Origin of the sequence: Glutamicibacter soli, from assembly GCF_003309065.1 — a bacterium.
Taxonomy (GTDB): Bacteria; Actinomycetota; Actinomycetes; order Actinomycetales; family Micrococcaceae; genus Glutamicibacter; species Glutamicibacter soli.
The window spans coordinates 173,734-195,859 of sequence record NZ_POAF01000001.1; the positions used below are offsets into that span (position 1 = coordinate 173,734).

At 61.7% G+C, this 22,126-nt stretch carries 22 protein-coding genes; 6 read left to right on the forward strand and 16 right to left on the reverse strand.

Annotated elements, in window-relative coordinates; all coding sequences use genetic code 11:
• Window positions 1–22: 22 nt before the first annotated feature.
• The 6 genes from yajC to pdxT form a co-directional block, all read right to left on the reverse strand.
• Window positions 23–442 carry a preprotein translocase subunit YajC gene (yajC, locus tag C1H84_RS00835; RefSeq protein WP_113606288.1) on the reverse strand — a complete coding sequence of 140 codons (420 nt, stop codon included), beginning with the start codon at window positions 440–442 and terminating at the stop codon, window positions 23–25.
• A 185-nt stretch (window positions 443–627) separates the two neighbouring features.
• Window positions 628–1,677, reverse strand: coding sequence for a Holliday junction branch migration DNA helicase RuvB (ruvB, locus tag C1H84_RS00840; protein ID WP_082344761.1), 1,050 nt, complete (start codon window positions 1,675–1,677; stop codon window positions 628–630).
• A gap of 9 nt (window positions 1,678–1,686) precedes the next feature.
• Entirely contained in the window at window positions 1,687–2,310 is a 624-nt protein-coding gene (gene ruvA / locus C1H84_RS00845) for a Holliday junction branch migration protein RuvA (RefSeq protein ID WP_047119199.1), read from the reverse strand.
• An 85-nt stretch (window positions 2,311–2,395) separates the two neighbouring features.
• Window positions 2,396–2,995, reverse strand: a complete 600-nt coding sequence (gene ruvC, locus C1H84_RS00850; protein WP_047119200.1) for a crossover junction endodeoxyribonuclease RuvC — start codon at window positions 2,993–2,995, stop codon at window positions 2,396–2,398.
• Between the two features lie 4 nt (window positions 2,996–2,999).
• The gene (locus tag C1H84_RS00855) at window positions 3,000–3,758 is read right to left on the reverse strand and encodes a YebC/PmpR family DNA-binding transcriptional regulator (RefSeq protein WP_113606289.1); all 759 of its coding nucleotides are present in this window, start codon (window positions 3,756–3,758) and stop codon (window positions 3,000–3,002) included.
• Window positions 3,759–3,761: 3 nt separating this feature from the next.
• Window positions 3,762–4,373 (reverse strand): pyridoxal 5'-phosphate synthase glutaminase subunit PdxT, encoded by a 612-nt coding sequence (gene pdxT, locus C1H84_RS00860; RefSeq protein WP_113606290.1) that lies wholly within the window; start codon window positions 4,371–4,373, stop codon window positions 3,762–3,764.
• Window positions 4,374–4,777: 404 nt separating this feature from the next.
• Here pdxT and C1H84_RS17890 point away from each other — a divergent pair, with 404 nt between their 5' ends.
• Window positions 4,778–5,425 (forward strand): DUF6318 family protein, encoded by a 648-nt coding sequence (locus C1H84_RS17890; RefSeq protein WP_146955795.1) that lies wholly within the window; start codon window positions 4,778–4,780, stop codon window positions 5,423–5,425.
• A 2-nt stretch (window positions 5,426–5,427) separates the two neighbouring features.
• On the forward strand, window positions 5,428–6,336 hold the full coding sequence (locus C1H84_RS17895; protein ID WP_146955798.1) for a PKD domain-containing protein: 909 nt from the start codon (window positions 5,428–5,430) through the stop codon (window positions 6,334–6,336).
• A gap of 15 nt (window positions 6,337–6,351) precedes the next feature.
• Here C1H84_RS17895 and C1H84_RS00865 read toward each other — a convergent pair whose 3' ends face one another.
• Window positions 6,352–7,560, reverse strand: a complete 1,209-nt coding sequence (locus C1H84_RS00865; RefSeq protein ID WP_113606544.1) for a CapA family protein — start codon at window positions 7,558–7,560, stop codon at window positions 6,352–6,354.
• A gap of 93 nt (window positions 7,561–7,653) precedes the next feature.
• On the opposite strand from C1H84_RS00865, the gene C1H84_RS00870 reads away from it, so the two are divergent.
• Window positions 7,654–9,660 (forward strand): M3 family metallopeptidase, encoded by a 2,007-nt coding sequence (locus C1H84_RS00870; protein ID WP_113606291.1) that lies wholly within the window; start codon window positions 7,654–7,656, stop codon window positions 9,658–9,660.
• Complete coding sequence (locus C1H84_RS00875) at window positions 9,660–10,424, forward strand: GNAT family N-acetyltransferase (protein ID WP_047119205.1); 765 nt, start codon at window positions 9,660–9,662, stop codon at window positions 10,422–10,424. Before C1H84_RS00870 ends, C1H84_RS00875 begins: the two co-directional genes overlap by 1 nt.
• Before the next feature lie 89 nt (window positions 10,425–10,513).
• On the opposite strand, the gene C1H84_RS00880 is transcribed toward C1H84_RS00875, so the two are convergent.
• The 7 genes from C1H84_RS00880 to C1H84_RS00910 all read right to left on the reverse strand — a co-directional run bounded on the left by C1H84_RS00880 (window position 10,514) and on the right by C1H84_RS00910 (window position 17,523).
• The gene (locus C1H84_RS00880) at window positions 10,514–11,074 is read right to left on the reverse strand and encodes a dihydrofolate reductase family protein (RefSeq protein ID WP_113606292.1); all 561 of its coding nucleotides are present in this window, start codon (window positions 11,072–11,074) and stop codon (window positions 10,514–10,516) included.
• 40 nt (window positions 11,075–11,114) lie between these two features.
• Complete coding sequence (locus tag C1H84_RS00885; RefSeq protein WP_113606293.1) at window positions 11,115–11,996, reverse strand: class II glutamine amidotransferase; 882 nt, start codon at window positions 11,994–11,996, stop codon at window positions 11,115–11,117.
• A gap of 186 nt (window positions 11,997–12,182) precedes the next feature.
• The gene (pdxS, locus tag C1H84_RS00890; protein WP_047119207.1) at window positions 12,183–13,085 is read right to left on the reverse strand and encodes a pyridoxal 5'-phosphate synthase lyase subunit PdxS; all 903 of its coding nucleotides are present in this window, start codon (window positions 13,083–13,085) and stop codon (window positions 12,183–12,185) included.
• A 602-nt stretch (window positions 13,086–13,687) separates the two neighbouring features.
• Window positions 13,688–14,437, reverse strand: a complete 750-nt coding sequence (locus C1H84_RS00895) for a glycerophosphodiester phosphodiesterase (protein WP_113606294.1) — start codon at window positions 14,435–14,437, stop codon at window positions 13,688–13,690.
• A 2-nt stretch (window positions 14,438–14,439) separates the two neighbouring features.
• The gene (locus tag C1H84_RS00900) at window positions 14,440–15,807 is read right to left on the reverse strand and encodes an ABC transporter substrate-binding protein (RefSeq protein ID WP_113606295.1); all 1,368 of its coding nucleotides are present in this window, start codon (window positions 15,805–15,807) and stop codon (window positions 14,440–14,442) included.
• A gap of 61 nt (window positions 15,808–15,868) precedes the next feature.
• Entirely contained in the window at window positions 15,869–16,753 is an 885-nt protein-coding gene (locus C1H84_RS00905; protein ID WP_220124865.1) for a carbohydrate ABC transporter permease, read from the reverse strand.
• Window positions 16,750–17,523: a carbohydrate ABC transporter permease gene (locus C1H84_RS00910; RefSeq protein WP_202605464.1), complete on the reverse strand. Its 774-nt coding sequence runs from the start codon at window positions 17,521–17,523 to the stop codon at window positions 16,750–16,752. The genes C1H84_RS00905 and C1H84_RS00910 overlap by 4 nt, the downstream gene beginning before the upstream one ends.
• Window positions 17,524–18,034: 511 nt before the next feature.
• Between C1H84_RS00910 and C1H84_RS00915 the strand changes: the two genes are divergently transcribed.
• Both C1H84_RS00915 and C1H84_RS00920 read left to right on the forward strand, forming a co-directional pair.
• Entirely contained in the window at window positions 18,035–18,838 is an 804-nt protein-coding gene (locus tag C1H84_RS00915) for a DeoR/GlpR family DNA-binding transcription regulator (protein WP_113606297.1), read from the forward strand.
• Window positions 18,835–19,527, forward strand: coding sequence for an HAD family hydrolase (locus C1H84_RS00920; RefSeq protein ID WP_113606298.1), 693 nt, complete (start codon window positions 18,835–18,837; stop codon window positions 19,525–19,527). The genes C1H84_RS00915 and C1H84_RS00920 overlap by 4 nt, the downstream gene beginning before the upstream one ends.
• Here the strand turns inward: C1H84_RS00920 and C1H84_RS00925 are convergent.
• A complete protein-coding gene (locus C1H84_RS00925) occupies window positions 19,524–21,188 on the reverse strand; it encodes an ABC transporter permease (protein ID WP_113606299.1) in 1,665 nt (554 codons plus the stop codon). The genes C1H84_RS00920 and C1H84_RS00925 overlap by 4 nt on opposite strands.
• Window positions 21,188–22,117 carry an ABC transporter ATP-binding protein gene (locus C1H84_RS00930; RefSeq protein ID WP_113606300.1) on the reverse strand — a complete coding sequence of 310 codons (930 nt, stop codon included), beginning with the start codon at window positions 22,115–22,117 and terminating at the stop codon, window positions 21,188–21,190. Before C1H84_RS00930 ends, C1H84_RS00925 begins: the two co-directional genes overlap by 1 nt.
• Between the last annotated feature and the right edge of the window lie 9 nt (window positions 22,118–22,126).

Here is a 22,126-nt window from a genome sequence, read left to right on the forward strand (position 1 = left end):
GGACCGCCGCGAATCGGCCTGGCTAGGCGTTGCGCTCGTCCTTGCCCTCGTCGTTCAGGCGACGAAGGGACTCCTCCGGGGTTTCCACGGTGGACGACGGGGCATCGGCCTCGGCCACAGCAGGGGCGGCCGCCGCGGCAGCAGCGTCGTTGTCCAGGAAGGTTGCAATGGCCTGGCGGTGCAGGGTCAGCACCACGCCGTTGGCGACTTCGACCTGCACGCGGTCCTCGGCGTCGATACCGACGACGGTGCCGAAGATGCCCGAATTGGTCATGACCTTCGCACCCGGGACGGTGTTGTTCTTCAGTTTCTCCTGCTGGGCTGCCTGCTTCTTGCGCCCGCGGAACATCATGAAAATCAGCACTGCGAACAGCGCGATCATCAGGATCATCGAGGGGTTGAAGCCGCCGCCGGCGGCTTGGGCGATCACCAGAGAGTTCACGTAAATTACCTGCTAACGATTCGTTGCGAATGCTGAAAATTCGGGATGCTGCGGGCGTCAGCGACGCGCAAAACAGCAAAGACGCCCCACCCAGGCCCTGTCGAGGGCATAGGTCAGGCGTCTTTAGTCTAATGGGTGCGCGACTACGGGCGAACCATTTACGCGTCCGGTGAAGCGATGCTGGTCTAATCCTCATCGTTTTCATAGCTTTGGGCGCTGGCGAAAATGGCGTCCTTGGGCATGGCGATCCCCAGATGCTGCCAGGCGCTGGGCATTGCGATTCGCCCGCGCGGGGTGCGTCCCATCAAGCCCTCGCGCACGAGGTATGGCTCGGCGACGGTCTCCACGGTTTCGGTTTCCTCACCGACCGCAATGGCCAGGGTGGACAGGCCCACCGGTCCCCCGCCGAACTTCAGGCACAGCGCCTCGAGCACCGACCGGTCAAGTCGGTCCAATCCCCTGGAGTCGACCTCGTACATGTCCAGCGCGGCTGCCGCGGATTGGGCGTCGATCTCCTCGAGCTTGTGCACCAGCGCCCAGTCGCGCACGCGGCGCAGCAGGCGGTTGGCGATGCGCGGGGTCCCGCGGGAGCGTCCGGCGATTTCGGAGAAGGCTGCCGAGGTAACCCGCAGGTCCAGCATCATGGCCGAGCGGCGCAGCACCAGCTCAAGCTCCTCGACGGCGTAGAACTCCAGATGGCCGGTGAAGCCGAAGCGGTCGCGCAGCGGGCCGGGCAGCAGGCCTGCGCGGGTGGTGGCGCCCACCAGGGTGAACGGCGGCAAATCCAGCGGGATGGCGGTCGCGCCGGCGCCCTTGCCCACGACGATGTCGACGCGGAAGTCCTCCATCGCCATGTAGAGCATTTCCTCGGCCGGCCGCGACATGCGGTGGATCTCGTCCAGAAACAGCACTTCGCCTTCGGTCAGCGAGGACAGGATGGCGGCCAGGTCGCCGGCATGCTGGATGGCAGGTCCCGAGGAGATGCGCAGCGGCGCGTTCATTTCCGCGGCGATGATCATCGACAAGGTGGTCTTGCCCAGCCCCGGAGGGCCTGAAAGCAGCACGTGGTCGGCGCTGCGTTCGCGGATCTTGGCCGCTTCGAGCACCAGGGAAAGCTGCTGGCGCACGCGGGACTGGCCCACGAAGTCGTCCAGGTTGCGCGGGCGCAGCGCGGCTTCCAGCGCATGCTCCTCCGGTTCGCTTCCGGCGTGGGTCAGCGGTTTGGAATCAGACACGGAGTAATCCTATCGGGCGCGGTTGGCGCTGGACATGCTGCGCAGGGCCGCGCGCAGGATGTCGGCCACGTTGCCGGTGGCGACGATGTCGGGATCCGCCTTGGACAGCGCCTTGAGCGTGGCGGTGGCATCCTTCTCGCTCCAGCCCAGCCCGGTGAGCGCCTCGATGACCTGCGGTTCCCAGACCGAGGCGGAACCGGCGGCTGCGGATCCGGAGGGCACCGGGGCGCCGGTGGGAACGAGCTTGCCGTTCAGCTCCAGCACGATGCGGCTGGCGCCCTTGGGGCCGATGCCGGAGACCTTGGTGAAGGCGGCGGTGTCCTTGGTGTTGGCGGCGATGCGCACTTCTTCGGGGGTGTGCACGGCGAGGATGGCCAGGCCGGTACGCGGCCCGATGCCGGAAACGCCGATCAGCACCTCGAAAACGTCGCGTTCCTCGGTGGTGGCGAAGCCGAACAGGGTCATCGAGTCCTCGCGCACCACCATGGAGGTGTGCACGGTGGCCTCGCGTCCCTGGTGCAGGGTGGACAGCGTGCCGGGGGTGGCATTGACCAACATGCCAAAGCCGTTCACGTTGAGCACGGCGGTGTTCAGGGACACCGCTTGGACGGTGCCGGTCAATGAGCTGATCATGCCACTCCTTGGGATATATGTTCGATCCCAGACAGTTTATCGAAGATACCTACGAAGCGCGACGTCTGCCTGTCGCGGGTGAGTCTCAGCGCCGAGCGGCGCGGTGCTTGGCCGAAGCCTCGGCGGCGATCCAGGCGCGTTGGGCGGTGGTGAGCTGCCGGGACCCGGAGGAGCTGGCAGCGGAGGCGGAGGCATTGGAGCCGGCGGCCGCGCCGCGCCATGCGTGGGCGATCGCCAGGGCGACCGCGTCGGCGGCGTCAGCTGGTTTGGGTGGCTCGTCCAGGCGGCAGATCTTCGCGACCATCTTGCCGATGGCGGCCTTGGTGGCCTGCCCGGAGCCGGTGACCGCGGCCTTGACCTCGGTCGGGGTATGCAACGCCACGGGGATGCCGCGGCGGGCGGCGGCGGTGATGACGATGCCGGTCACCTGCGCGGTGCCGATCACCGTTGAGACGTTGACCTGGGCGAAAACCCGTTCGATGGCCAGCACGTCCGGCTTGTGGGTATCCAGCCAGGCGTCGATCGCGTTCGCGATGGCCAGCAGGCGGGCATCCAGCGGGGTGCCCGGCGGCGTGCCCGCGACGGTGACGTCGACGAGTTCTACTAGTCGGCTTGCAGAAACGTCGACCACGGCCAACCCGCAGCGGGTCAGGCCGGGGTCGACGCCCACGACTCGAAGGGACAAACCCCTAGTTCTCCTCGTCCAGCGCTGCGCGAACCTCGTCGGACAGGTCGGCGTTGGTGTAGACGTTCTGCACGTCGTCCAGCTCTTCCAGCGCGTCGAACAGCTTCAAGAACTTGCGGGCCCCGTCCACGTCCAGGTCCACCTTCATGGACGGCAGGAATTCCATTTCGTCGGACTCGTAGGCGATTTCGGCCTCATCCAGCGCAGCTGCCACGGCGCGCAGGTCGCTTGGCTCGCAGACGATGGCGAAGCTGTCGTCCTCGTCCAGGATCTCGTCGGCACCCGCGTCCAGGACAACCATCAGCAAATCGTCTTCGGTCAGCTCGCCCTTCGGCAGGCGGACAACGCCCTTGCGGGCGAACAGGTAGCTCACGGAGCCTGGGTCGGCAACGGAGCCGCCGTTGCGGGTGATGCCCACGCGGACCTCGGAGGCCGCACGGTTCTTGTTGTCGGTGAGGCACTCGATCAGCAGTGCGGAGCCCTGCGGACCGCGCGCTTCGTAGATGATTTCGGTGTAGTCGACGACCTCGCCGGTCAGGCCTGCACCACGCTTGACGGCGCGGTCGATGTTGTTGATCGGCACGGAGTTCTTCTTGGCCTTGCTGACCGCAAGTTCAAGAGCAGGGTTGCCGGCCATATCGGCACCGCCGGCACGGGCTGCTACTTCGATGCCCTTGATGAATTTCGCGAAGGCCTTGGCGCGCTTGGCGTCAATGGCTGCCTTCTTGTGCTTGGTTGTTGCCCATTTGGAGTGGCCTGACATGCTTTAAGCGTCTCCTCGCGTAATTTTGATGAAGAATTCATGGATGGCAGCGCTTCCGGATACCTCCGGATGAAAGCTGGTTGCCAACAGATTTCCCTGACGTACTGCAACGATTCTACCTCGTGACGACGGATCCGCTCCGGGTACGGTGCTGATCACTTCAACGTCCGGGCCAACCTGCACCGCTTCAGGTGCTCGGATGAACACCGCTTCGAGGTTGACGCCGTTGAAATCCAGTCGGTTCTCGAACGAATCGACCTGCCGTCCGAAAGCGTTGCGACGAACCGTCATGTCGATCCCGCCGAAAGTCTCCTGGACCGCGCTATTGCTGGCAACGGCGGGATTTTCCAGACGATCAGCCAGCATGATCATTCCTGCGCAAGAACCGTAGGCCGGCATGCCGTCGGCAATACGTTGGCGAATCGGATCAGCGAGACCATAAATGCGCGACAGTCGGTCAATCACCGACGACTCGCCGCCAGGAATAACTAGCGCGTCGATCCGCCCCAGATCTTCAACAGTACGCACGGGCACAGCGACTTCACCAAGTTCTGTCAACGAAGCGAGGTGTTCACGAAAATCACCCTGCAGGGCAAGGACACCGAAGAGCGGCATGGTTCTACCTTCACAATTGAATCGATCCCCCACGGACTCGACGCTCAAAAAACGGAATCCATCGGGACAGCGCGCAGGCAATCCAGCAAGCGCCGGATCAACGTTATTCCTCCCCCACAGCTCATACAGGTTTTATTACCAGGCGTGTCGCGATTCTTTCGCATCTCCAGAAGTGCTCGAGACAACTATCTGCGTTGCCCACTTCCGCACTTGACTACCACTAGTGGGCTCGCGGTCTGAATTGCATACCAGCAGCTTTGAGTAGATTCCGGAATTTTCAAGTAAGCACGACTGCATCGCTTTGCGCCAGTTATCCACAGATTTGAACAAAACTCTCCCAATCTTTGAGCGCCGGGCATAGGATGACGCTCACTACGGCATCCTAGTGATTACGGAGAGTTCCTATGAGCGCTCGGAAAATTGCATGTGTAGCTCTGCTTGCAGCCAGCTCGATCGCACTCGCAGCATGCGAGTCCGGCCCCGAGACGCCGCCTACTCCAACGCAATCTCAGAGTGAAGAAAATCAGACAGACGGATCCGCTTCAACAAGTACGCCATCCTCGACCTCGACCGGAACGAAGACGAAGGAGTACAAGCCTGCGACTTCTGAAGGGCCTGCCGAAAACGTCCCCGTACCCGAAAAACCCGAACTGGCCGGTGAAAAATCTGAACCGGGCGCTATCGCGTTTTTGAAGCATTATTTAGCAGTCATGAACTACTCATTCGAAACTTACAACAGTAGTTCTTTGGAAAGATTGACATCTGATAACTGCAAAGTCTGTTATCAAAATATAATCCAGGGAATACAGTTCAATTCAGCTCAGGGTGGCTGGCAGGTTGGCGGTCAATACGAATATAAGGTCTATTCATCCAAACTCAACAAATCGACGGCACTACTTGGATTCTCAATGCATAAATTGCCTTCGGAACTCTACAAATCCTCAGGCGAACTCGCCATTAGACAGCCTGAGCAAGACGGGAACAGCCATGCAGTCGCGGTCTTGAAGTACAACAATTCATGGATCGTTGACTCGATCTCCATTAATGAGTAGCCATGATGCAAATTAAATCAATGGCAGTTCTTGCCACTGTTCTTATTTCCGCCATGCCAGTTCAGCAAGTACACGAAAGAGCATTGATTGACTTAAGGATGGAAGAAACTTGTCCAGATTCAGTTTATGAGGTTGATTTTACTAAGACTTTTGGCGAGTCAATTCGAAAAGAATGCAGAACGAAACTCAAGCAACTGACTGATATACCAAATTTCTATGAAGAGAACGAGTCGGAGCCCAAACAACAATTTACTTTGGATTATGACAATTCTTGCCCAATAGGACTGGAGTCGACTAATGGATGTGACCGCAATCCTGATGCGCGGTTATGTACAGATGGAACTTCGCCGTATCTACTGGTTATCCGATATTCTGGAGGCGATAGTGACGGACAAATATTTACTTCACGATTAGTTTGCCCGGAGGACAACGTGGAAGTCCCTGAAAACGTTGTACGAGAAATTAAAATTACACCAGAACACTTTAGAAGGTTTCCAATACTTGGTTCAACAATACACAGTGACCCGAAACAGTTCTCTCTGCGCAACGGCCATAGTCACATGTGGGCAACAGAGAATGAGCAAACATTTACCGACCAAATTGATAACACCCCTGTGACAATCAAAGCGATCCCGGTTCAATGGAATTGGGATTATGGTGATGGAAGCGTTCGCATTCTTGATTTTCCAGGCCGGCTAGTACCAGGCCATACTCTTCACGATGAGACTCCTACGAGTCACTCGTATGTTCAAACTGGAACTTTTACAGTCACACTAACCACCATATATCGCGGCGAGTTTCGAGTGGGGAATGGCCCTTGGCAACCGATCGGCGGACAAGCTGCAGTTCCCAGCTCTCCGATAGAAGTGGACGTTTGGAGAACCAAGAAAGAATTGATCGCAAATGAATAAGGGAGAGGAAGCCCACTAAGGCAGGATCCACTCCTCCAGACCATCGTCAACGGCTCCGTACGCATTAACGGTCTTCAGCGTCCGTTGAAGTGACGCTTTAGCATCCGCATCGGATACACATGTTTCTGTGGTGGCGACCTGGCACCATGCCACCGGCGCTTTGCTTAGCTGGTGCGGAACCCACTGAAGTTTCGACACGTCCCAGTTCTCGCCGTCTCGAGCAAAAGTTGCTTTTACGCTTATTCCTTCGCGATTCAGGATCGTAGGGGTGGCATGCTTTGCGACCGAGTTCCCAAGACCGTACACGATCCATGTTCCCTTGTACTTCTCGATCGGCAGGACCGAGTGCGTATGGTGCATGTAGACGAAATCGAACTCTCCCGAGCTGGCCAATGCTCGGCCGAGTTTTCGCTGGGACTCAGTTGGCGCACTCGTGTACTCCGCGCCGTCGTGCACCGCAGCAACCACGATGTCAGCCCCGGCCTTACGTGCAGATTTCGCACGATCAATGAGTTTCAATGAGTTGACCCCCGTGTCGACTCGCCAGTCAGAATCAGCGCGCATCCCGTTCAACGAGTACGTTGTGGCAACAACACCGAGCTTCACGCCACTGATGTCCATAATAGGTGGCTGCTCGGAGTCCTTCTTGCTCTTATAGCTTCCGGTATAGAACATCTCATTCTTTGCCAGAGTGTCAAGGGTTCGGATGACGCCCTTAGTGCCGGCGTCCACGGTGTGATTCGTCGCGGTGGTGCACCCGTCATAGCCGATGGCTGCGAGATCGGAGACGATTTGCGAGGGAACAGTGAATAGCGGGTATCCGGAATAAGGAGGGGTGCCGATCGGCGTCTCCAGATTGCATAGGGCTACATCTGCGTCCTGAACGTATGGCTTGAGGCCAGCCAAGAGTGGCTCGAAGTCAAATTCCTTGCCATTGCCGTCGGATTTCCCGGCAGCGGTTTCTGCTTCATCTAGCAACTGCGGGTGGAGCAGCACATCCCCGGTCACCGTGAGGGACAACTCCTCGGGTCGATCCATTGGTGTTTCCTTCGGGCCATCCTGGTCCTTTGCTGGCTGCGAAGCTTCAACGGTCGGTGCGCCAGATGTCGATGTGAGCGCGCCTGATTGTGTTTGCGGCGCAACGCTGCATCCAGATGTTAGGGCCGCAGGAAGTGCAATTGATACGGTCAGCGCAGCGAAGCGAATGGGCAAGGGAAAGCTCATACGCCACAGCATACCGGTGGATCGCAGTTCGCCCTTGGCATGACATTGGCGTCAATGCAAGCTGGGTCACGTTCAATATGGGAACCTTAGGGCATGTCGAATCAGCTCCTTTCTCCCAGCCAAAATCCTTATCAATGGCCCGAATTCCAGTCGCTTACCGCGGAAGACTATGTTGTTGCAGCGCGCCAGGGCGCCGCATTGCAGCAGGAGGAGCTGGAGGCGATTACGTCCAATAATGAACCTGCGACATTCGATAACACGCTGGTAGCTCTCGAAGCCTCAGGTCAGGTGCTTCGTCGGACGCTGATGACATACTTCACCGTGCTCTCCGCCCACGGAACCGAGGACCTGCGTGCGATCCAAAGCGAGATGTCGAGCATCATGACACGCCAGCAGGACGCCATTCACCTGAACGAAACTTTGTTTTCTCGTTTACAAGCTTTAAACCTTGATTCTCTGGTAGGTGAGGATGCTCGACTGGCCGAACAGACCCTCAGGGAATTTGAACAGGCAGGAGCGGCCTTGGGATCAGAGGCCAAGGACAAGCTCTCGAAGCTGAACGAACTAATTTCGGAGCTTTCCAGCCAGTTCTCGAATCTGGCATTGGAAAACCAGAATAAGCATGCGGTGCATTTCGCCGACGCAGCGGAGCTTGAAGGATTGGGCGACGCGGCAATAGCTGCGGCGGCCAAGGCTGCTCTTGACGCCGGGTATCCAGACGGTTTCTTGCTGCCTCTGGTTTCGCCTTCGCAGCAGCCTGTGCTTTCCCAACTGGCTCGCTCGGAATCCCGTCGCAAGGTTCACGAGGCGTCGCTATCCCGCGGCCTGAAGTCGACCTTGGAACTCGCGGCACAAATGGCATCCCTGCGTGCAGAACGAGCCTCGGTACTCGGCTTCGCGAATCACGCCGAGACGGTGCTCGCCGATGCAACGGCGCCGAGCACCGCAGCCGTAGCCGAACGACTCGCGGAGCTGACAGCCCCAGCCGTGCGCAATGCAAACGCCGAGGCCGAGATACTTTCCGGCCTTGCCGGCGGCCCGATCAATGCATGGGACTGGCGCTACTATTCGGAGAAGGTGCTTCAGGAGAAGTTCTCGGTAGATACGTCGGCGCTTCGCGAGTACTTCGAGCTTGAGCGGGTCCTGGTTCAGGGCGTCTTTGCCACCGCGACCCGATTGTACGGAATCACCTTCACCGAGCGATTCGATCTACCTGGCTACCATCCTGATGTCCGTGTCTGGGAGGTCTTCGACGCCGATGGCAGCGCACTGGCGTTGTACAGCGGAGATTTCCTGGCTCGGCCCACCAAGAAGGGTGGCGCATGGATGACGACGCTGCGCGACGGCGCATCGTTCCTCAATGAGCGCCCCATCGTCACCAACACCTTGAACATCGCCCCGCCAGCGGACGGAGAACCGGTACTGCTGACGCTGGACGAGACCAACACGCTGTTCCACGAGTTCGGGCACGCCTTGCACGGGATGTTCGCGAATGGGAAGTACGCCTCGCTCTCCGGAACTTCGGTGCCACGGGACTTCGTGGAATTCCCTTCCCAGGTCAACGAGATGTGGGCGCTGCATGAAGATGTGGTCGGCGGATATGCAAAGCACTACGCGACCGACGAGCCGCTGGATCCATCCGTGCTGGAAAGCTTGCGGGCCTCGGAATTATGGGGGCAGGGCTTCGCGACGACCGAATACCTGGCCGCGAGCGTCCTCGACTGGGCCTGGCATACCATCGAGCCGGGAACCGTCATCGCCGATCCGGAAGCATTCGAACAGCAGGTGCTGGTGGAGGCCGGATTCGATCCGCAGATGATCGCGCCGCGCTACCGCACCGGTTACTTCCAGCATATCTTCGCCAACGGCTACTCGGCCGGGTACTACTCCTACATTTGGAGTGAGGTGCTCGATGCCGACACTGTGCAGTGGTTCGCGGAAAATGGTGGCCTAATGCGGGAAAATGGTAATCGGTTCCGCGAGGAGCTGCTGTCGCGCGGCAATACGCGCGATCCCCTTGAGTCCTACAGATTGTTCCGCGGACGCAATGCAGAGGTCGAACCGCTGCTGCGCCGTCGAGGATTGGTGAACGCAGAATAATGACGACGATTGCCTCCGCACAGGAAGCGTTGAGCCACTGGCATCAGGCGCTGGCCGTTGCCACTGGCGGCAAGATTTTTACCACCCACGGCTGCTCATGGGCTTGGCAGCCGGTGCGCCGACGCCTGGTGCTGCTCTTCCCGGAAAACCCGGAACCTGCAGGCCTGCGCCCCGCCCTGGCCGAAGGCATGCGGCTCGGCGCCCGCCGGGTGGAAGCCTGGGTGAATTCGGGCGCGGATGCCACGCAGCTGAAGGCCGCCGGGTTCAGCGATAACGCCCAGGTCTCCTGGCATGCGGGGCCGCTGGCCATTCCGATGGACCGCTGGGACGGAAAGATCCGCCTTGGCAACAATGTTCCGGAAGCCACCGGAGCCGACGCCGCTGAACTGGCAGTCACGAATCTGTGGAGGGAAGCCTCACCCCAGCTTTCCAGTGGCCACCCGGCGTTGCGCCGGGTAGAGCATGCGGTTGCCCGCACCGAGGAAGGCAACATTGTCGGCCGCGGTTTCGCCCAACAGGGTCTCGGCGGACAGTTGATGGTCCATGCGCTGGCCGTCGGCAGCGATTTCCGCCGTCAGGGCATCGGCACTGCACTGCTGCACGGCCTGTCGCGTTCGATGATCAACCCGCTGGCTCCCGTCGAAGACGAGGGCCCGACCGAATTGCTCGCAGCGGCCACTCCGTCCAGCGCCGATTTCTTCACGGCCAACGGCCTGAAGCTCCTTGGGCGAGGCCGTCATATGGTGCTGCGTTCTTGGGCCTAGAAGCTGCTTGAGACTTTGTTGATCGGCAGGGGCCGGAATCGGTATCGATCCCGCCGCTTTGCATCCCTTGACGTAGCTGCGGCCGAACTTCATTCCCTTTTGAGCACCCGGTACCGCAGCCTCGCGAACGGTCCGGCTTGCCGTGCTTCCACGAGCTTGAGACGGTCGCTGCCTATCGCACGAGGCAGCAGTGACGCACCGGCAGCAACGGTTGCCGGTGCGATCGTCAGCGCCAGCTCGTCGAGCTCGTCGATGTCAAGGAACTGCCCGAGAAGCTCTCCGCCGCCCAGCACCCAGATATTGCCAGCGCCTGCGGCATTGCGGATGTGGTCCAGATGCTGGGCTACCGCACCACGCAGCAGCCGGACATCTGCCCCCTGCGGGATTGGCAAGTCGCGATGCGTAAAGACGTACGTGGGCCGGTCCCCGTAATAGGTGTGCCATTTTGCGGGGTGCTCCATGAATTTCTCATGCTCAAGCACCCAGAGGTACGTGTTGGCGCCTTCAACATGTACGGACACGTCCCGCGGCAACAGATCCGGGTCTGGTTGTTCATCCCCTCCGACGTCGAATAGCCATTGGAGGCTGTGGTCGGCATCGGCCAGATAGCCATTGAGCGTGGTTGCGGCATCAAAGATTATTTCACCCATGGACCAAGTCTAAACACGCTGCCGGCTCCGGCCGGGCCCCTCAGGAGTCGAGGTTGATCGGCATAAATCGCGCAGGCTGGCCGGTTTCCAGGATCCCGATCGACGCGCTGGGAACTTCCCGCCATGTATGCCTGCTCCAGTGCAGTTCGAGGGGCTCGGAAACCACCAGCTGCGCATTTTCAGGCAAACGATCATTTTGGCCATCGACCGTCAGCAACACGGTAGGGCCCGTTGCGTGGTAGAGCGACGGGGCTTGGACGCCCTGCGCATCCGGGCTGACCCAGCGCAGGACTATCAATTGCTGCCCGTTGGATACGCACATGGTAGCGGTGAACGGATCGGCGATCCCGTGCTCGTTGCGTGCCCGTTCCACCCGTGCCACCATACGCGACATGCCCGCCACAGGATCCTGATCCAGTCCATAGGTCAACGCTAGGAAAAAGCAAACCTCGGTGTCTGCATTGCCAAGGATGGAGGGGTAGAGCGCCGCGTCGACGTCGAAGGTGAGCTCACGTTTGAGTGTGGCGAATTCCGGGATCGTTCCATTGTGCTGAAACATCCAGCTGTCGTGGACGAATGGGTGGCAGTTCTGCTCGGCGATCGTACCGCCGGGCGCGGCCCGGACATGAGCAAGAACACAGTTGGATTGAATCTGCTGCGCCAGATGGCGCAGGTTCTGGCTGTCCCAGGCCGGGCCGATCTGCCGATACCGCCCCAGCGTTCCCCGCAACCCGGCCCACGCCATGCCGAACCCATCCCCGTTCGTGGGGAACGCATGAGCTGCAAAGCCCTCGGCTAGCCGGTAGTGGGGCAGGTACAGTTCGCGCGCGTGCAGGCTCTGGTCGATCAGCGAGTGATTGGGGCGCAGCAGGATGTCTGCGATGTCTATTGGCGAACCGAGATAAGCGAGCCAACGGCACATGGTCCCCCCTTGAAACGTCCGATGGACTTTACGATATCGTTGCCAGTCTGAGTGGACAAGGAATCGCAACCACAGCAATCGTTCGTGCGGAGAGCAGGCACACCCGCGTTCAAGGCACACCGCTATTCAGGAGACGACGAAACCCCCAAGGTGGCCTTGGGGGTTTCAATCAGATAGAGCAGGTGCTTACCAGCCGCGCTCAGCCAAACGGTGAGGCACAGGAACATCGGCGACGTTGATGCCGACCATGGCTTCGCCCAGGCCGCGCGAGATCTTGGCCAGTTCGTCCGGGTTGTCGAAGAAGGTGGTGGCCTTCACGATGGCTTCGGCGCGCTGCACCGGGTTGCCGGACTTGAAGATGCCCGAGCCAACGAAGACGCCGTCGGCACCCAGCTGCATCATCATGGCAGCGTCGGCAGGGGTTGCGATGCCGCCCGCGGTGAACAGCACTACCGGGAGCTTGCCGGTGGCGGCAACTTCCTTGACCAGCTCGTATGGAGCCTGCAGTTCCTTGGCGGCAACGTACAGCTCGTCTTCCGGCAGGGCCGAGAGCTTTGCGATTTCCGCGCGGATCTTGCGCATGTGGCCGGTGGCGTTGGAAACGTCGCCGGTGCCTGCCTCGCCCTTCGAGCGGATCATCGCGGCACCTTCGTTGATGCGGCGCAGAGCTTCGCCGAGGTTGGTGGCACCGCAGACGAACGGCACGGTGAACGGTTGCTTGTCGATGTGGTTCTCGTAGTCGGCTGGCGAGAGGACCTCGGACTCGTCGATGTAGTCGACACCCAGCGACTGGAGGATCTGCGCCTCGACGAAGTGGCCAATGCGGGCCTTGGCCATCACCGGGATGGAGACCTCGTTGATGATGCCGTCGATCATGTCCGGATCGCTCATGCGGGATACGCCGCCCTGGGCGCGGATATCGGCAGGAACCCGCTCCAGCGCCATGACAGCGACCGCGCCTGCATCTTCAGCGATACGTGCCTGCTCCGGGGTGACAACGTCCATGATGACGCCGCCCTTGAGCATTTCAGCCATGCCGCGCTTAACGCGGTCCGAACCGATAACTGGGTTCTGGGAGTTCGAAGACATGGGGAGAACTGGTTCCTTTCAATACTGCATAAAAATGTCGCTGGGCGCCCGAGATTCTACCGTGGAATGCGGGGAGCGACGAGGTAGTACCCATTCATCGTAGGATCAGCGAAGTTCATAACCTTGAGTGTTGCGTAACATTGTTACGGTAGGAGATTTATCCCTTAGATCAGGTTTCCGGCGTAACAATTGGATCTCCGCGTTACCTCTGGTCAAAGCCTATTTTCACGAATTTGCTACGACATTGCCGCACGCTAGATGAGTTGTCATAGGGCAAAACCCCGGTGTCACATTCTGGGCTCCAATGCCATGCGGATCAATGCTGCGCTTCGGGCATCTACGGCTCTCGCCAGCAGTCTTGGTAGATTCCGACATTCGGCGGCAGATTTTCACTGCCCGGTCAGTGCATCCCTGTTGATGGCCAGCCTTCGACAACGTCGTCTGCGCCGGGCTCGTGGGTCGTGTTCGTTTCTGGTTTCGCATGTTTTTAGCGCGGACCGATGCGTCGGTCCACGCACGTTTCGTGCGCATTGCATATATGCAGAAGGCACCGCCATTCGGTGAGCGTGAGCTTCGGAACGACGGTGCCATGGATCTGCTGGCTATGCAGGAATCTCGGCCACGATGTCGGCTATCCATGTTTTGGCGGCCGCCGGATCATCGGCGCAGACCGCGGCGGCTCCGATCGCCAAGGCCTGACGCACGTCGTCCGGACCGCGAAGCGGCCAGAGCGTGGGCAGGTATCCCTTACGGTGGAGCTCCTGCACCGTAGCATCGCGCACAGCGTGGACATTCAGGTGCACAAAGGTCGCCTGGCTTTCGGCCAGCAATCCAAACAGCGCGTCAACATCGTCGGTCAGGGTGGTGGTGCCTCCGAGGATGAATCCCCGCGAAACCTGCGGGCACAATGTCTTGATCTGCACCAGTGCCTCATGGTTGAAGCTCGTGAACTGCAGCCGCTCGAAGTCCTGCGGCCTGGCATTGACGATCGCAGCAGCTGCCGGGACGACACGGGGATCCTTGATCTCGATCTGGATGGCGGTGGTCGTGGCGTCCAGTGCCTCGGTGAGCGTAGGAATACCCAGCCACTCCCCCAGATCGACACCTCGAAGTTCTTCCATCGTCAGGGTAGCTACATTGATGCCGGCGAGGGCACCCGGTGTGGGGGCAACCCGGTCAATCGTCTCGTCATGCAGGATGAACACCTCGCCGTCGGCAGACAGCCTGATATCCAGCTCGATCTCGGCAACACCCAGCTCTTCGGCATAGCGGTAGGATTCCAGCGTATTTTCCGGGCGATGGGCCATGGCGCCGCGGTGCCCGACAAGTCGCATTCCAGTCATCTGGCTCATGGTTAGGCAACCTTCTCTTCGTAGGTGGCGCGGATCTTGTCCGCTTCGGCGCGCAGCTTCGCAGCTACCGGCTTCACCAGCTCCTCCGGCTTGACGTTGGAGGTGTAGTTCTTCTGCACCATCTGCTTGAGCTCCGAAATGGCGGAGGTGACGTAGCGGCGCACATCGTCCGGACCCGAGGCGATCTGCAGCTGGTCCACGGCGACCTGGTAGTTGGGATTCTTGTCCATCAGGTCGGTGACGAGCTTGGAGCTGGTTGCCCCCTTGGTCACCGGAAGGTACCCGGTGCCGACGGTCCACTGCGAGGAGATTTCGTCGTTGGCCAGGAAGCGCAGGACCTCGACCGCATCGGCCTTGCGCTCGTCGCTGATCTGACGCAGGACGGACAGGCCGCCGCCTCCGGTAGGAGTTCCCGTCCCGGCAGGGCCCTTGGGCATGAAGCCGGTGCCGACCTCGAACTTGGCTGCCTTGGTGACGCTGGTCAGCCCGCCGGTGGACTGGGTGACGGTGGCGCACTGGCCGTTGCTGAAGTCGTTGACGAAGCTCTGCGCCAGGTACATGCTCTTGTCCTCGTGGACCAGCTGGCGTTCGAAGTCCACGGCGGCCAGCGACTCGGCGCTGTCCAGACGCACGTCCAGCCCGTTGGAGATCGCGCCTCCGAAGGCCCAGAGCAGTCCGCTGAAGTACCAGTCGTCGGCGCCGGTCAGGGCGCGCATCTTCATGGTGTTGCCCTTGAACTTCACACCGGTGACTTCCTTGCCCCAGCTGCGGAATTCATCCCAGGTTCCCGGGGCTCGATCAGGCAGGCCTACGCTGGCGAAGAGATCCCGGTTGTAGTAGAACAGCGGAGTCGAACGGGCGAAGGGAACCCAGTAGGACTCGTCGCGCACGGTGCCTTCCTTGTAGAAGTTCTCCGTGTATACCGATGGGCCGAAACTGGAGTCGTGGTACTTGTTCAGTGGCTCCAGCGCGTCGGAGAGGAAGTAGCGGTTCCAGTGGATGTCGGAGAGCACCGCGAGATCCGGAACCTGCTTGGCCCGCAGGCCTGCAGTGAGCTTCTCGCCCACTCCGTCATAGCCGTCGAACTGCTGGACCTCCGCATAAATCGCGGTCTGCGACTCGTTGAACTTCTTGATCAGGTCGGCGAACATCTTGCCGTTGTCGCCTCCCCAGGAGCTCCAGATCACGACGTTGCGGCGGCCGGCGAAGCCGGCGGGCACCTTTGTGGCCGGCTGCGCGAAGGTTGCGGTGGAGGAGTTCCCGCAGGCCGCCAGTGCCGGGATGGCCAGGGCGGTGAGGCCGAGGGCGCCAAGGAAGCTGCGGCGCGACGATGATTTCTCCAGTGTGCTGGCAAGCGGGTTGTTCTGCATGGTTGGGTCCTTTGTGATTGCGGTGAAATGCGGGCGGTTTGCGGATTTCGGGGTTTACGGCCTAGCGGCGCACTGCGGCGCCGGCCATGCCGTTGATGATGTACTTCTGGGCGAAGAGGAAGAGCAGCAGCATGGGCAGGACAATCATCAGCGTCGCGGCCATGATCATGCCCCAGTCGTCCAGTCCCTCGGATTGCTTCAGGAACATCAGGCCGATGGGCATCGTGCGCATGTCGAGGGTGTTCGTGACCAGCAGCGGCCAGATGAAGTCGTTCCATTCGTCGATGACCGCGATCAGCGCCACGGTGATGACCGCCGGCTTGGACATCGGCAGAACGAAGGACCACAGCTTGCGCAGGTGGCCGGCCCCGTCGAGTTCGGCCGCTTCCAGCACTTCCTTGGGCAGGCCCATGAAATGCTGGCGCAGCAGGAAGGTTCCGAAGGCGGAGCCGAGCCCCGGCAGGATGATGCCGGCATAGGTGTTGATCAGCCCGAGGTTGCTGATCGTCGAGTAGTTCAGCAGCAAGGTGACATGGCCCGGAACCATGAGCGCGCCGAGCACTCCCAGGAACAGCCATTTCTTGCCGGGGAAGGGCAGAAATGCGAAGGCGTAGGCGGTGAGGGCCGCGAGCGCCACTTTCACCGTGGCGCCGACGGTGGTGACCAGCAGCGAATTCATGAAGAACTGGTCGAATGGCGCGGCGGCCAACGCCGCCGAGAAATTCTCGGTGGTTGGCTCGCTGGGCCACGGCGTGAATGGCCACTGGTAGATTTCGTCGTTGGGCTTGATCGCCGCCAAGACCATCCAATAGGCCGGCACCAGGAAAACCAGGGCGATCAGGCCCAGCAGCAGGTAGCTGGCGAGATGGCGCTTCCGGCGCTTGGCCGGTGGACGACCGCCGGCCGCGGTTGTCGTCTCACGTGTAAGGGATGCCAGGGCGCTCACGAGTAGTGCACCTTTCGTTCTGCGAATCGCATCTGCACCGCGGTGACCACGAGCAGGATGATGAACATGAAAACCGAGGAGGCTGCCGCGGATCCGATATTGAATTCCTGGAATCCTTGCTCGTAGATGTACCAGCTCAGCGTCGTGGTTGAACCTGCCGGCCCGCCGCTGGTCATCATGGCGATCAGGTCGAATGCCTGGAAGGCGCCAATGATCTGGGTGACGCACAGGAAAAAGGTTGTCGGCGTCAGCAATGGCCAGACGATTTTGCTGAAGGTCTTCCATCGGCCAGCGCCGTCCAATTGCGCCGCTTCAATGACGTCACGTGGAATCGACTGCAATGCGGCCAGGTAGACGATGGCCACGAAGCCCGCACCCTTCCACACTGCAACGATGATCAGTGCGGAGAGCGCCATGTCCGGATCCGTCGTCCAGTGCGGCGAGTCCATGCCGATGGCGTTGAACAGCAGCCGCGACAGGCCGTAGTTGGGGTCGAAGACGAACAGCCAGACCGCTGCCACCGCGGCACCGGAAATAACATGCGGCGTGAAGGCCAAGGTGGACACTGCCTTGGTGCCCCTGGCGCCGCCGTTGAACAGCAGCGCCATGCCCAGGCCGCAGACGAGGCTTGCCCCGACCACTGCCACGACCCAGGTCAGGGTCCGCCGCATGACGTCGACGAAGCCGGGGTCGGTGAAGAGCGCGGTGTAGTTTTCCAAGCCGATGAAGTTCGGGAACGGGGAGATCATGTCCCAGTCGGTGAGGCTCAAGAGCAGATTTCCCAGGATCGGCCAATAGGCAAAAACTGCAATCAGCAGCAGGTTGGGAAATGCGAAGAGCGCAAACAATAAATATTTCCGGTGGTTCCTGGATTGCGGTTCCGCGGGAGCCGCGATCGGGGACTCGGTATGAAGGTCCTTGGTTGCGCCAGCGGTGGGCGCCGTTCGTTCGGTTTCGAGAACCGTCATTCTCATGCCTCTCAAATTTCACATGACTACTTGAGATTTCACGTACTCGAGAACGATAGTTTCACTCGGACCACAGTCGGTCAACCTGCCTATTACCTGCGATTCAGATCACAGCACCATTTATTCAAATCGCAAGAATTTGCTGATTTACAAGGGAGTTTGCCATTCTTAATCAACATCGCTCCCCGCGGGCAACCTGCACGACAAGATCACGACAAGCTATCTTCAGGTGAAGTTCATTTAGCGTTCATAACAATTTTTAAGTGAAATCACTAAATGAGGTAAGTTGTTATAAATCCCTGAAAGGCAGGCCATGAGCACACCTAAGACCGGAACCCGCCCGCAGCGGCTTGAAGAAATTCTCCAGCTGCTTCTGGACGATGAAAAGAGCTCGGCGCAATCCCTCGCGGCTCGATTCGACGTTTCAGTCATGACCATCCACCGCGACCTCGATGAGTTGCAGCGCCGCGGGATGGTGCGCAAATTCCACGGCGGCGTCTCCGTCGCCCGCACGGGGAACCATGAAATCGCCGCCTCGCTGCGGCGCAACATCGCCACCGAGAACAAGCAGCGTCTGGCACAGTGCGCCGCTGGTTTGCTCACGCCGGGGCAGTCGCTATTTCTGGACGACTCAACCACTGTGGCATTCATGGCGCCGGCAGTCGCCGGCATCGACGGCCTTGGCATCTCGACGAACTACCTGCCATTGCTCAACACCCTGGCCGAGGCCGGCGCCGCGGAGGTTCGGGCCATCGGCGGAACCTATGACCACAGCCACGAGTCGTTCCTGGGGCTGGCTGCGGTGCGTGCAGTGCAGGAGCTGCGCGTCGACATGGCCTTCGTTTCCACCAGCACCGCCGATGCCGATGGCTTCTACCACCAGGAGGAGGCGATCGTCGAGTTGAAGATGGCGATGCTGCGCTCGGCGCGGCGCAGGGTGTTGCTCATGGATTCGAGCAAGCTCGGCCAGAGCTCCATGCACCGCCTTGGCGGGTGGGACAAAGTCGACGACCTGATCACCGATGCGCTGGCGCCGGCGGACTTCCTGGGCCAGCTGAAAACACTGGGCGTCCGGGTGCACGTGGCCCCCGACGCGATGGAGGGAATCACCGAATGAACCAGGAACTTCCACGCGCGGTGCTGTGGGACATGGACGGGACGCTGGTCGACACCGAACCCTACTGGTTCCTTGCGCAGCGCGAACTGCTCGGCCGCTACTCGATTGCGTGGACCCAGGAGCAGGCGCATGCGCTGGTCGGCAGCGCACTGCCGGATTCGGCCGCGTTTTTCCAGCAGCTCGGGGTTCCGTTGCCTGCCGACGAGCTGATCGGTACGCTGATCGGCAAGGTGGCGGCACGCACCCGGGCCGAAATCCCGTGGCGTCCGGGCGCCAGACGGCTGTTGCAGGAGCTGGACTCCTTGGGTGTCCCCTGCGCGCTGGTCACGATGAGCCGCGGCCCGCTGGCCAAGGTGCTGCTCGATGCGCTGCCGCCGGATACCTTCGACGTGGTGGTGACCGGCGAAATGGTGCGGCGCGGCAAACCCGATCCGGAACCGTACCTGCTGGCAGTGCAGCAGCTGTGCCGGAGGCACGAGCTGCCGCAGGAGGCAGCCCGTGCCATGGTCGCCGTCGAGGATTCGCCGCCCGGAGTGCGCTCCGCCCTGGCGGCTGGGCTGTGCACCGTCGGAGTGCCCAACATGGTGCCACTGGAAGCGCTGCCCGGACTGGTGCGGTGGGACAGCTTGGCGGGCCGGTCGGCCGCCCAGCTCGGTGCACTGGTGGGCCGGCCGGTCCCGGCAGGCTAGTTCGTCAGCACGTCGCGGCGGTTGAATCGGGCCATGCCCGCAGCTCCGAGTGCCAGTGAAATCAGCAGCAGCACCGCCGGCGGGGTCCAGCTGAAGTCCTCTGCCGGAACCCTCGGGATGGCACCGAACGGCGTGGCGCGGATGACGTCTTCCGACAGCGAGAATAGCCCGCCGAACATCGCAGCCATCACCGAAATGCCGTAGACGGCCCAGGTGATCGCGGTGGTGGATCGCGGCAGGTAGCCGAAGGTCAGCAGCTGCAGTCCCAGCATGGAGAGCACCGCCGGCCAGAAAGCCAGGGCTGCGCCCGCGAGCTGTCCGGGATCGGCCGACCCCTGCGAGGCTGCGCCGGTAAGGTATCCACCCAGCACCAGCATGAACCCGGAGCCGAGCACGGCGATCAGCAGGTGCGCGCCGAGCCAGGTACCGCGGGACAGGGAGCCTGCCAGCTGCTGCTCCAGCCGTCCGCCTTCCTCCTCGCTGCGCGCCGCGCCCAGACACTGGATGGCGAAGGCTCCGGCCAGCAGGGCGTTGAAGAGCACGAAGATGCCCAGCACGCCGTCGAGCATGCTGTGCCCGGTGCCCACGAAGTTACGGGCGAACGGGTTCTGCGGATCCAGCAGCGAGCTCATGGCCTGCGCCACGGAGCCGAAGAACAGGCCCGAGACGGCTGCTCCGATGAACCAGCCGACCAGCGAGGAGCGCTGCAGGCGCAGCGCCAGTCCCAGCGCGGTAGTGGTGAAGTTTCCGGCCGCGGCGGGACCCCGGCGTTCGGGCAGCAGTCCGGCGCCCAGGTCGCGGGTGCTTTCAAGGCGCAGGGCGAACAGGCATCCGGCCAGGCCCAGGCCGACCAGGGCGAGCAGCGGCCACCAGTTGTCCTCGCCGAAGGCGCGCATGTTCTGCGCCCAGCCGACGGGCGAGAACCAGCTCAGTGCGGTGGGGTCGACCCCGTCGGCCTGCAGGTCGGCGGCGGCGCGGATGAAGTAGAACAGCCCGATCAACGCCACGCCCAGCGAGTTCGCCCCACGGCTGGTGGAGGCCAGCTGGCCGCAGATCGCGCCCAGGCCGATGAAAGCAAGGCCGGTGCCGGCGATGGACGCGCCCATGACCCAGCTGCCGTTTGCCGGCAGCGCCACCGCCAGGCACAGCAGGCTGATCAGCAGGCCCGTGACCGCACACAGTCCCGCGGCAACCAGATAGTTCGCCGTCGGGTAGGCATGGCGCCCCAGCGCGGTGGAGCGCAGCAGTTCGGTGCGCCCGGCTTCCTCATCGGCCCGGCCGTTGCGGGTGACCAAGAAAACCACGGCGAAGCCCAGTGCCACCGCGAGCGTCATCCAGATCTTGATGACTAGGATGCCTCCCAGCGAACCAGCCGCATAGGGCAGGCCGGTCATGGCGGCCACCGCAGGGGTGTTGGCCACCTGCGCGTAGGCGTCGCGCGCGGCCTGCGTGGGGAACGCCTGCTGCTGCGAGTCGTAGACCACCGGGATTATCGAGGCCAGCACCAGCGCCCAGATGGCCAGGCGAAGCCAGTTGCGGCGCAGGATGAACAGCGCCGCGGTGCCGGCCCCGGTCAGGGTGCCGGTGCCGCGCCTCGAGGCGGTCGGGTGCACCAGGTGCTCGGCCGGCGCATGGCGCCCGCGGGCGGTTCCGGTGCTCATCACCGCTCGCCTCCCCGGGCCGCGGCCGGCTGGGCCGGCGCGTCGGAGTAGTGGCGCAGGAACAGGTCCTCCAGCGAGGGCGGGGCGCTGACGAGGTTGCGCGGCGAATGCGCCGCCAGTGCCGCCAGCACACCCGGAAGCTGCGCCGGATCCACGCTGAAGTTGGCGGTGGCGCCGGCCAGCTGCAGCTCCTCGATGCCCGGCACCGCGGCCAGCTCGGCGGGGTTGCCGGAGATCTCCACGCTGACCTGGGTGCGCTGCAGGTGGCGCAGGTCGGACAGGCGGCCGGCTTCCACGGTCTGCCCGTCGCGGATGATCGTGACGGTGTCGCAGAGCTTTTCCACCTCGGCGAAGATGTGGCTGGAAAGCAGCACGCTGCGTCCCTCGGCGGCGGCTTCGCGGATGCAGGAGGTGAAAACCTGCTCCATCAGCGGATCCAGCCCCGAGGTCGGCTCGTCCAGCAGCAGCAGCTCCGCATCGGAGGAGAGGGCCGCGACCAGGGCGACCTTCTGGCGGTTGCCCTTGGAGTAGCTGCGGGCCTTCTTCGTGGGGTCCAGATCGAAGCGCTCGAGCAGTTCGGCGCGGCGGCGCTCATCACTCTGGCCGTGCAGCTTGGACAGGATGCTGATGGCCTGCCCGCCGGTGAGGTTGGGCCAGAGGTTCACTTCGCCGGGGACATAGGCCACCCGGCGGTGCAGGGCGACCGCATCTTTCCAGGGGTCTGCGCCGAGCATGCGTGCTTCTCCCCCATCGGCCTTCAGCAGGCCGAGCAGGATGCGGATGGTGGTGGACTTTCCCGAACCGTTCGGCCCGAGGAATCCGGCGACCTGGCCTGTTTCTACTCGCAGGTCCAGGCCCGTCAGGGCGGCGGTGCGCCCGTAGTTCTTTGTCAGTCCGCTCACTTCAATGGCCGGGATGGTGGTGGCCATGGTGTGCTC